At 42.3% G+C, this 8,863-nt stretch carries 5 protein-coding genes and 3 pseudogenes; 3 read left to right on the top strand and 5 right to left on the bottom strand.

What is annotated here, in order from left to right; genetic code table 11:
• A partial coding sequence (locus tag SMIDD28_RS08355; protein ID WP_196756368.1) for a transposase family protein occupies positions 1-249 on the bottom strand: 249 nt, incomplete at its 3' end.
• 1,211 nt (positions 250-1,460) lie between these two features.
• Here SMIDD28_RS08355 and SMIDD28_RS12305 point away from each other — a divergent pair.
• Positions 1,461-2,042 (top strand): annotated as a pseudogene (locus SMIDD28_RS12305) (hypothetical protein); the annotation flags it as partial.
• 244 nt (positions 2,043-2,286) lie between these two features.
• On the opposite strand, the pseudogene SMIDD28_RS12300 reads toward SMIDD28_RS12305, so the two are convergent.
• From SMIDD28_RS12300 to SMIDD28_RS08335, 3 genes and pseudogenes are all read right to left on the bottom strand, one after another.
• Positions 2,287-2,700: pseudogene (locus SMIDD28_RS12300) on the bottom strand (hypothetical protein); the annotation flags it as partial.
• Positions 2,701-3,177 (bottom strand): annotated as a pseudogene (locus SMIDD28_RS11905) (hypothetical protein); the annotation flags it as partial.
• On the bottom strand, positions 3,170-4,147 hold the full coding sequence (locus SMIDD28_RS08335; protein WP_061425569.1) for an Rpn family recombination-promoting nuclease/putative transposase: 978 nt from the start codon (positions 4,145-4,147) through the stop codon (positions 3,170-3,172). The pseudogene SMIDD28_RS11905 and the gene SMIDD28_RS08335, both read right to left, overlap by 8 nt.
• A gap of 147 nt (positions 4,148-4,294) precedes the next feature.
• Between SMIDD28_RS08335 and polA the strand changes: the two genes are divergently transcribed.
• Complete coding sequence (polA, locus tag SMIDD28_RS08330; protein WP_061425568.1) at positions 4,295-6,928, top strand: DNA polymerase I; 2,634 nt, start codon at positions 4,295-4,297, stop codon at positions 6,926-6,928.
• A gap of 83 nt (positions 6,929-7,011) precedes the next feature.
• Positions 7,012-7,449, top strand: a complete 438-nt coding sequence (locus SMIDD28_RS08325) for a CoA-binding protein (RefSeq protein ID WP_000076488.1) — start codon at positions 7,012-7,014, stop codon at positions 7,447-7,449.
• A gap of 228 nt (positions 7,450-7,677) precedes the next feature.
• On the opposite strand, the gene SMIDD28_RS08315 is transcribed toward SMIDD28_RS08325, so the two are convergent.
• Positions 7,678-8,688 (bottom strand): YeiH family protein, encoded by a 1,011-nt coding sequence (locus SMIDD28_RS08315; RefSeq protein ID WP_061425567.1) that lies wholly within the window; start codon positions 8,686-8,688, stop codon positions 7,678-7,680.
• Positions 8,689-8,863 lie beyond the last annotated feature (175 nt).

Here is an 8,863-nt window from a genome sequence, read left to right as displayed (position 1 = left end):
ATAGCACTTGAATCGACGCTTTCTAAGGAGAATTCTAGTAGGCATACCAGTCGTTTCGAGGTAAGGAATTTTCGATGGTTTTTGAAAGTCATATTTCTTCATTAGACTTCCGCACTCAGGGCAAGATGGGGCATCGTAGTCCAGTTTGGCGATGATTTCCTTGTGTGTATCCTTATTGATGATGTCTAGAATTTGGATATTAGGGTCTTTAATGTCGAGTAATTTTGTGATAAAATGTAATTGTTCCATATGATTCTTTCTAATGAGTTATTTTGTCGCTTTTCATTATGGATATTATGGGCTATTTTCTCCACTTTGGTTAGGCAAGTGGAAGTTGCTTTGAGAAGTTATACTCTTCGAAAATCAAATTCAAACCACGTCAGCTTCACCTTGCCGTACTCAAGTACAGCCTGCGGCTAGCTTCCTAGTTTGCACTTTGATTTTCATTGAGTATTACTTCATTTTTAAACGGAGGGTTATTTATTGAATTTAATAAAAGAAAATGGTAAAATAATGCTAAAAAGAGTATTAAAGGTGGTAGATATTTTATGGATAAGAAAAAACTTCTTACTGCTAGTTTAGCTAGTGTTGCTGTTCTAGGATTAGCGTTTGCTACATCTCAACCGTTAGTTGTAAAAGCTGAAGAAGAAACTACAGCTCAAAAAGACTTCTTAGCGAATTATGATAAGGCATTAGAAGAGGCAGTTAAAGCATTAGAAGCAGCTAAAACTAATAGTCCAGAAGAAGCAAAAGCAAAGGCTGATACAATTGCAGCGTTAAAAGCAGCATCAGATGCAACAAGAAAAGAAATCGTAGAAAGCTTTAAAAAAGGTTTAACTGTAGAAGCAGCTGAAAAATTAATCAATCAAGCGAATGAAAAAGCTGCAGAAGAAGATAAAGCAGCGGCAGCAAAAGAGAAAGCAGCTCAAGAAGAATTTTTAGCTAATTATGATCAAGCATTAAAAGATGCGATTGCAGAATTAGAAAAAGCTGATACAAAAAATGATCCAGAATTAGAAAAACAAAAGAAAGAAACAGTTGCTGCATTAAAAGCAGCGTCAGTTCAAACAAGATCCGAAATTGTAGAAGGCTTTAAACAAGGTTTAACTGCAAAACAAGCTGAAGGTTTAATTGATGAAGCTAATAAAAAAGCTGCAGAAGAAGATAAAGAGGCTGCAGCAAAAGAGGAAGCAGCTCAGGAAGAATTTTTAGCGAACTATGATGCAGCATTGAAAGCAGCAATCGCAGAATTAGAAAAAGCTGAAACTAATAGTCCAGAAGAAGCAAAAGCAAAAGCTGATACAATTGCCGCATTAAAAGCAGCATCAGATAAAACAAGAGCAGAAATTGTAGAAGGTTTTAAAAAAGGTTTAACTGCGAAACAAGCTGAAAAATTTATCGATGAATTAAATAAGAAAGCTGCAGAAGAAGATAAAGCTAAAGAAAAACCGGCAGAAACTCCAGTCAAACCTTCTGTTCCTGCAAGACCAGCTAATCCTATATATGTCCCTTCATATGTTCCGTCATACAGCTCATATTCTGTAGTAGAACCAGCTTCTCCAAAAACCGGCTGGAAACAAGAAAACGGTATGTGGTATTTTTACAATACCGATGGTTCAATGGCAACAGGTTGGCTACAAAACAAGGGTTCATGGTACTACCTCAACAGCAATGGTTCAATGGCAACAGGTTGGCTTAAAGATGGTGATACATGGTACTATCTAAATGCAAACGGTGCAATGGCAACAGGTTGGCTTAAAGATGGTGATACATGGTACTATCTAAATGCAAACGGTGCAATGGCAACAGGTTGGCTTAAAGACGGTGGTACATGGTACTACCTCAACAGCAATGGTGCAATGGCAACAGGTTGGCTTAAAGATGGTGGTACATGGTACTACCTTGAAAACTCAGGTGCTATGAAAGCTAGCCAATGGTTTGAAGTTGGTGGTACATGGTACTATGTTGACGGTTCAGGTGCCCTTGCAGTAAATACTACTGTAAATGGTTACACTGTAAACGGAAACGGTGAATGGATTTAATATGAAAGAGAAGGACTTGTTACCTTCTCTTTTTGTATATATAATCGCGTGAGGGCTTTGTTGGACAGTATAATGGATTGAATTTAGAATAGTACGCTACGGATTCTAAAACATTTCTAGAAATTAATTTGACTTTCCTAATCAATTTATTCATATCTTATTTCAATCTACTATAGAAAATAAAAAGTGAATAGGACCATATTTCAGTCCTGTTCACTTTTATGTTATTAGTGATTGTATAATTTTACAACAGCGCCTCAAACTCAGCGACGGTCATTCCCAATTGCTCACTCGCAAATTCGGAAGTTAGAACATGTTGGCGAACCATGTCTAAGAAGGCAAAAAGTTTCCCTTCTTCCCTTCCTTCAACTTTCCCGCGCTCTAAGCCTTGTTCAATACCCTCTGCACGACCACGTTCTAATCCTTTCTCCTTAGCTTGCTCCAAGGCATAGTCCTGTGCCAACAATGCCTGTTCTTCTCGCATACGTAGTTGACTAAACATTTTCCTGTCCTCCTCGGACCAGCTCTTGTAGTCCAGCAGTTGGTCTGCTTGGCTGATGGCTCGCTCGGGTTCTTGGGTAAAGGGCTTGTTGCCGAAAAACTCCAACCACGGTTTGCGAACTTTGTCTTTGCTGGGTTCTCTGTATTTTTTTAATTCTTATTTATGATGATCTTTCAATAATTCTTCAAACTCAGAGACAGTCATACCCAGCTGATGGCTGGCAAATTCAGAGCTTAAAACATGTTGGTGAACTAAATCAAGAAAGGTAAAAATTTGTCCTTCAATTTTCCCTCGCTCTAGTCCCTGTTCAATACCTTCTGCTCGCCCACGTTCTAAGCCCTTTTCCTCCGCTTGTTCCAAGGCATAGTCATGAGCCAATAAGGCTTGTTCTTCGCGCATACGTAGTTGACTAAACATTTTCCTGTCCTCCTCGGACCAGCTCTTGTAGTCCAGCAGTTGGTCTGCTTGGCTGATGGCTCGCTCGGGTTCTTGGGTAAAGGGCTTGTTACCGAAAAACTCCAACCACGGTTTGCGAACCTCGTCCTTGCTGGTTTCTCTGTATTTTTTTAATTCCAAGAATGCCATTTTAACCAGATGGTTTTCTTGTCCATTATTGGTGATAGTCTTAATCTTTCAATAGCACCTCAAACTCAGCGACAGTCATGCCTAATTGCTGGCTAGCAACCTCAGACGTTAGAAGACCTTGGCGGACTAGATTTACTAAACCTACTTTTAATCCCTCTGCACGACCTCGTTCCAGTCCCTGTTCAAGACCTTCTTCTCGCCCTTTTTCAATCCCCTCTGCACGGCCACGTTCAAGTCCACGCTCTAAACCTTGTTCAACCCCCTCCGCTCTAGCAGTTTCCAAGGCATAGTCCTGAGCTAACAATGCTTGTTCTTCACGCATACGTAGTTGACTAAACATCTTCCTGTCCTCCTCGGACCAGCTCTTGTAGTCCAGCAGTTGGTCTGCCTGGCTGATGGCTCGCTCGGGGCGCTGGGTAAAGGGTTTGTTCCCGAAAAACTCCAACCACGGCTTGCGAACCTTGTCTTTGCTGGTTTCTCTGTATTTTTTTAGTTCCAAGAACGCCATCTTAACCAGATGGTTTTCTTGACCGTTACTTGTGATGGTTAAGACTTCACCCGTCGTGTCCTCGCGCATACTGAAACTGTGAAAAGCTAAGTCATCTTGAAAATAATTACTATCGACAATCGCGATAGCGTATACTGGTGCAATATGTTTATAGCTCTGGTGGGTATCACCTTCTCGTTGACGGATTTTTTCTAGGTTTTGATTAACCTGACTGCACAAGTAAGCCCACAGGCGATTGATGAAAAAATTCTGATGATGCACCTGAATCTCAATAATTACTTGAGTGCCGTTATCCAACTCCGCTAAAACATCTATACTGGTGTAGAAATCCTGCGCTGAGTAGGGCATGGAAGGCAAGACGTGAATGTTACTTCCCTCCAAAATGGTCACATTTTTTGCTGGCAAGTCCAGCATATCGCGAATAAATTGACAAGTGATTTCCGGATTGCTAAAGATTTTCTTAGCAACCAAATCGTTGGTCGGGCTGATGCCCGGATGACGTAATGTCATATTCTTTCTCCTTTCATTATAGCACATTTTTAAATCTAGGTTTACTAAATTCTCTGGCTCTATCTATTTATTCGGAAAAAGTTTGAAAAATACTTGTTCTAGCTCTTCCCAATGGTATTTTTCCCTGCTTTCCTTTATAATGGGTGTATGGATAAGAAAAAATTATTATTGATTGATGGGTCTTCTGTTGCTTTTCGGGCGTTTTTTGCACTCTATCAGCAGTTGGACCGTTTTAAGAATGCGGCTGGTTTGCATACCAATGCGATTTATGGCTTTCAGTTGATGTTGAGCCATTTGTTGGAGCGGGTTGAGCCTAGTCATATTTTGGTGGCTTTTGATGCGGGGAAGACGACCTTCCGGACAGAGATGTATGCGGACTATAAGGGTGGTCGGGCTAAGACTCCGGATGAGTTTCGTGAGCAATTTCCCTTTATTCGTGAGTTGCTGGATCATATGGGGATTCGTCACTATGAGTTGGCTCAGTATGAGGCGGATGACATCATTGGGACACTGGATAAGCTAGCAGAGCAGGATGGTTTTGATATTACCATTGTCAGTGGGGACAAGGACTTGATTCAGCTGACGGATGAGCATACGGTGGTTGAGATTTCCAAGAAAGGTGTGGCTGAGTTTGAGGCCTTTACGCCAGACTATCTTATGGAAAAGATGGGCATTACACCAACGCAGTTTATCGATCTCAAGGCGCTCATGGGTGATAAGTCGGATAATATCCCTGGGGTGACCAAAATCGGTGAAAAGACGGGGATCAAGCTCTTGCTGGAGCATGGCTCACTCGAGGGAATTTATGAGAATATCGATGGGATGAAGGCTTCTAAGATGAAGGAAAATCTCATCAATGATAAGGAACAGGCCTTTTTGTCGAAAACACTGGCGACCATTGATACCAAGGCACCGATTGAGATTAGATTGGAGGATGTGGTCTATAGTGGTCCAGATGTTGAAAATCTTGGGAAGTTCTACGATGAAATGGGCTTTAAACAGCTCAAGCAGGCTTTAAATGTATCGTCAGCTGATGTGGCTGAGAGCTTGGACTTTACTATCGTTGACCAAGTCAGTCAAGATATGCTGAGTGAGGAGTCTATCTTCCACTTTGAGCTTTTTGGTGAGAATTACCATACGGATGATTTGGTTGGATTTGCCTGGTCTTGTGGTGAAAAGCTATATGCTACAGACAAGCTTGAACTTTTGCAAGAGCCTATTTTCAAGGACTTCTTAGAAAAAACACCTTTGAGAGTTTATGACTTGAAGAAAGCTAAAGTTCTCTTGCATCGTTTGGGTGTGGATTTGCAGGCGCCTGCTTTTGACAGCCGTTTGGCTAAATACCTCCTTTCGACTGTGGAGGACAATGAAATTGCGACTATCGCTAGTCTTTATGGTCAGACTTATTTGGTTGATGATGAGACCTTTTATGGTAAGGGAGTCAAGAAGACCCTTCCTGAACGTGAGAAATTCTTGGAACACTTAGCTCGTAAGCTTACTGTGTTGGTTGAAACAGAACCTGTCTTACTTGAAAAACTCAATGAAAATGGGCAATTAGAGCTTCTTTATGATATGGAGCAACCTCTGGCTTTTGTCCTTGCTAAGATGGAAATTGCTGGGATTACGGTCAAGAAAGAGACCTTGCTTGAGATGCAGGCTGAAAATGAGCTTGTTATTGAAAAACTGACTCAGGAGATTTACGAACTGGCTGGTGAGGAGTTTAATATCAACTCGCCTAAGCAGTTGGGCGTGCTTCTCTTTGAGAAATTGGGACTTCCTCTAGAATACACTAAGAAAACCAAGACAGGTTATTCGACAGCCGTGGATGTCTTGGAGCGCCTGGCTCCGATTGCTCCGATTGTTAAGAAAATCCTAGACTATCGTCAGATTGCTAAGATTCAATCTACTTATGTAATTGGCTTGCAGGACTGGATTTTGGCTGATGGAAAGATTCATACTCGTTATGTGCAGGATTTGACCCAGACTGGGCGTCTGTCTAGTGTGGATCCAAACTTGCAAAATATTCCTGCTCGATTGGAACAAGGGCGCTTGATTCGGAAGGCTTTTGTTCCAGAGTGGGAGAATAGTGTACTGCTTAGTTCGGACTACTCACAGATTGAATTGCGCGTTTTGGCGCATATTTCTAAGGATGAGCACTTGATTAAGGCTTTCCAAGAGGGGGCAGATATCCATACTTCGACAGCCATGCGGGTCTTTGGCATTGAACGTCCTGAGGATGTGACTGCAAACGACCGTCGCAATGCCAAGGCGGTCAACTTTGGAGTGGTTTACGGGATTTCAGACTTTGGTTTGTCTAATAATCTGGGCATTAGCCGTAAGGAGGCCAAAGCCTACATTGATACCTACTTTGAACGCTTCCCAGGTATTAAAAACTACATGGATGAAGTGGTGCGTGAGGCGCGTGATAAGGGCTATGTAGAGACACTTTTCAAGCGTCGTCGTGAGTTGCCAGATATCAATTCGCGCAACTTTAATATTCGTGGTTTCGCAGAGCGGACAGCTATCAACTCTCCTATCCAGGGTTCGGCGGCAGATATTCTCAAGATTGCTATGATTCAGCTGGATAAAGCCTTGGTTGCAGGTGGTTATCAGACTAAGATGCTTCTGCAAGTGCACGATGAAATCGTCCTTGAAGTTCCTAAATCTGAACTAGCAGAGATGAAAAAATTGGTCAAACAAACTATGGAAGAAGCCATTCAACTCAGTGTTCCCCTGATTGCGGATGAGAATGAGGGAGCAACCTGGTACGAGGCTAAATAAAAAGGGGGCTAGTCCTCCTTTTTGTAGTAGAATTCTGCAAGCCTTTTCAAATTGTGCTATACTGATGAAAAAGGAGGATTTTTATGAGTCAAGAATTTATCAATCCAAGTGATGGGGTGATTCGTCAGTATCTAGCAACGAGTAAAACCCTTGCTGTAGTGGGGTTATCAGACCGTGAAGAAACAACTAGCAATCGAGTGACCAAGGAAATGCAGGCTCGGGGTTATAAAATCATCCCAGTCAATCCCAAGGTAGCAGGTGGTGAAATATTGGGTGAGAAGGCTTATGCTAGTCTAGCAGAGATTCCTTTTCCTGTAGATATTGTCAATGTTTACCGCCGCAGCGAGTTTCTGCCAGATGTGGCGCGTGATTTTCTCAAGGCTGATGCCAAGATTTTTTGGGCACAGCTAGGACTTGAAAGTCTAGAAGCGGAAGAGATCTTGCGTGCTGGTGGATGTGATGACATCGTGATGAATCGTTGCATAAAGAGAGAACATACACGCTTGATTGAGGAAGCATAATAAAAAGGTAGCTGGGGGCTATCTTTTGTGTTATACTCAATGAAAATCAAAGAGCAAACTAGGAAACTAGCCGCAGGTTGCTCAAAACACAGTTTTTGAGGTTGCAGATAGAACTGACGAAGTCAGCTCAAAACACAGTTTTGAGGTTGTGGATAGAACTGACGAAGTCAGTAACCATACCTACGGAAAGGCGACGTTGACGTGGTTTGAAGAGATTTTCGAAGAGTATTAGAAAATGCCGATAAGGGTCTGCATCCCAAGACTGGTGAGGATGATGGCTATCCAGCAGATGGCTCCGAGAAGAATGGATTTTCCACTGGATTTGATCATAGCTACTAGATTGGTTTTAAGCCCGATAGCACTCATGGCCATGATAATGAGGAATTTGGAGAGTTGTTTGAGAGGAGTAAAGAAGCTACTAGACACACCGAGAGAGGTCAGAAGGGTGGTTAGGAGCGATGCAAGGATAAAGTAAAGGATAAACAGTGGGAAGACTTTTTTCAGCTGTAAGCCTTGCTTATTTTTTTGCTCGCGACTTTGCCAGTAGGAGAGAAAGAGAGTGATGGGGATGATAGCCAGAGTACGTGTGAGTTTGACAATGGTTGCGGATTCGAGGGTATTGGTCTGGTAGAGGCTGTCCCAGGCGCTGGCTGTGGCTGTTACAGAGGAAGTGTCATTGACCGCAGTTCCTGCAAAGAGGGCGAAGCCTTCATTGGATAGATGAAGCCAGGTACCTAGCGTTGGAAAAATGAGCGCAGCCAAGACGTTGAAGAAAAAGATAACAGAGATGGCTTGGGCGACTTCCTTTTCCTTGGCGTGAATAACAGGCGCTGTTGCCGCAATGGCAGAGCCCCCACAGATAGAAGAACCTACTCCAATCAAGGTAGCCAGTTTTGTGTCCAGTGCAAAGAAGCGCTGGAAGAGGTAGGCAACAATCAAGGCTATTGAAATGGTGGACAGGATGACAGGGAGTGAAGATTGTCCGACTGCGAAGACTTGCGAGATATTGAGACCAAAACCAAGCAAGATAACGGCATACTGGAGCAATTTCTTGGAACTAAAGGTCAATCCAGCATCTAGTTGTTTATAAGACGAGAGAAAGGGATGTAGGAGCATGCCCATAAAAATCGCAAAAACAGGCGCGCCAATAACAGGGAAGAATCCTCCTAAGTACCAAGATACGATTGAAATGAGAAGGCAGGCCAAGATGCCTGCTCCATTTTTTGATAGAAATGACATAAAAACCTCCAAATAGAATCTGTTACCATTATAGACCTATAAAGAGGAAAAGTAAAATAGAAAGTGGAGCTAACAATTATTTGACAAGTAGTGCTAATTATGTAATAATAATCCTACAAGAACTGTAACGAAGTCTTGGCAAAAACAAAAATACCAGAGCTCCACCTCGAGTCCA

Source organism: Streptococcus mitis (genome assembly GCF_001579045.1).
In the GTDB taxonomy this organism is placed as follows: Bacteria; Bacillota; Bacilli; order Lactobacillales; family Streptococcaceae; genus Streptococcus; species Streptococcus mitis_D.
The sequence above is the reverse complement of the archived record's forward strand: the minus strand, read 5'-3'. Positions and strand labels throughout refer to the sequence as shown.